We start from the raw sequence: 2158 nt of genomic DNA, 5'->3' as shown, positions 1-2158 counted from the left end.
TAGTGCGGCTCGTTTTAGCTAGGAGCCTCTAGAAACTAGAGGGGTATGAGCTAAGGGATTCGCGGGATAACCCCCGAAATCCTAACTATTTCTTGGATGGTGGTGAAAACCCACCCCTTGAGGAGACAAGTGACTCCCTATCTTTGGCCACACCGAGGTGAACGGCATTTCACCAGAGTGAAGCTGGCACCAGGGCGGAATCAGAGGTGAAACAGATTAGCCACACTGCCGCTAACGGGGAGATGACATGGGTAAATAAGTCCTGGAAAAGTGTCTTACTTATCCAACACAGTCTGAACAAAACATGTGTATGGCATCCTCTCATTCTCACGGAAAGATATATGGTTATCCGTAATCTCCGAGAAGAGGATAGGCAAAGTGGACTGCCCTAAATCATCAAAACAATCTGGGAAATGGAACGAGTAAAAACGATGGCAATACTTGGGTCTGGAGAACAGTCGTAACTTCGGTAAGCTATGCCAAGCCTAATCCCCACCATCGGGTAAGATGTGCTCAAAACTGGGCACGGGTATTCAGAACACACAAACCAACGGAGAGAATGGGTAGACACAGACAAAAGTCTAGTGACCTTTGGAAAAGACAAAACTGGAAGCAACTCCGGAAAAATCTTTTCCGCCTACAGAGGCGCGTGTACAAAGCGGTTCAAGCTGGTGACTTGAGAAAAGCTCGGTCTCTACAGAAACTGATACTGAAATCCCGTTCAGCACAGCTCTTGGCCATCCGTCAAGTAACACAGCTCAATCAGGGCAAGAAAACCGCCGGTATCGATGGGAAAACTGCACTGAATTATGACGAGAGACTGGGACTACTTGAGAATATGAGGCAAAACGCCCTCGACTGGAAGCACTCCGGCCTCCGAGAAATCTCAATCCCTAAAAAGAATGGGAAAGTAAGGATACTCAAGATACCAACAATCTCCGATAGAGCATGGCAATGTCTAGCAAAATTCGCTCTCGAACCAGCACATGAAGCCTTGTTCCATGCCCGTAGTTATGGGTTCAGAACAGGAAGAAGTGCCCACGATGCCCAAAAATACGTGTTCACTAACTTGAACGCACATTCAAAAGGCATCACCAAAAGAGTGGTCGAGCTGGACATCAAGAAATGCTTCGATCGCATCTCCCACAAGTCCATAATGGATAGGGTAATTGCACCAGCAAGTTTGAAGACTGGGATATTCCGCTGTCTCAAAGCAGGAGTTGACCTGGGATTTCCTGAGCAAGGAACCCCACAGGGAGGCGTCGTTAGCCCATTACTCGCCAATATTGCACTTGACGGAATAGAGGATATACACCCAAGCGTCAGATATGCAGACGATATGGTGATATTCCTTAAGCCAAAAGATAACGCCGAGAAAATCTTGAACAAAATCAAGAAATTCCTGGCAGAACGCGGGATGGAAATCAGTGAAGAAAAGACCAAGATAACCAAGACGACAGACGGATTCGATTTTCTAGGATGGCATATGCGTGTCAAACAAAACGGAAAGTTCCACTGTACTCCCTCAGTGGAGAATCACAGGAACATCCGCAGGAAAATTAAGGCCGTAGTCAACAGCTCGAATTATGGTGCAAAAGTCAAAGCTAAGAAACTAGCCCCCATTGTGCGTGGGTGGAGGAATTACCATAAAAATTGCGATATGAGCAGTTCCCGAGACAGTTTATGGCATACAAGAAGAACCGCAAACCGGAAATTCCGTAGCGAAAAGAAGGTAAACCGGTATCAGGCCAATGAACTGTGCAAGAAAGGTTTCCCCGCAGTAGGGTATGAACAAAACAAACACGTAATGGTAAAAGGGACTAAGTCCCCTTATGACGGAGACTTAGTCTATTGGAGCCAGAGAAATTCTACGCTCTACTCCGATGCTACCGTAGAAGCTTTGAAGAGACAAAACCATTCCTGTGGATATTGCGGAATGAAATTCATCGATGAAGAAAGAGTACATCTCCACCACATTGATGGAAATCATGACAACTGGAAGAAAAACAACCTCATGGCTGTCCACCAAAGTTGTCACCAAAACATCCACGGGGGCAAGTCGAAAGACTAGGATATCCAGGAGCCGGATGAGGGGAAACTTTCACGTCCGGATTTGAAGGAGAGGTGCCCTGGGTAATACCAGGCATCGACTCTAATC

General features: G+C 46.5%; 1 protein-coding gene. It reads left to right on the top strand.

Annotation, left to right across the window (positions count from 1 at the left end):
• Positions 1-559 precede the first annotated feature (559 nt).
• Positions 560-2071: a group II intron reverse transcriptase/maturase gene (locus tag F6K20_RS35390; RefSeq protein WP_287297939.1), complete on the top strand. Its 1512-nt coding sequence runs from the start codon at positions 560-562 to the stop codon at positions 2069-2071.
• The last annotated feature ends 87 nt before the right edge of the window (positions 2072-2158 follow it).

The sequence above is a fragment of the Moorena sp. SIO2C4 genome, assembly GCF_010672485.1.
GTDB lineage: Bacteria > Cyanobacteriota > Cyanobacteriia > Cyanobacteriales > Coleofasciculaceae > Moorena > Moorena producens.
This window is presented reverse-complemented; position numbering and strand designations above follow the sequence as displayed.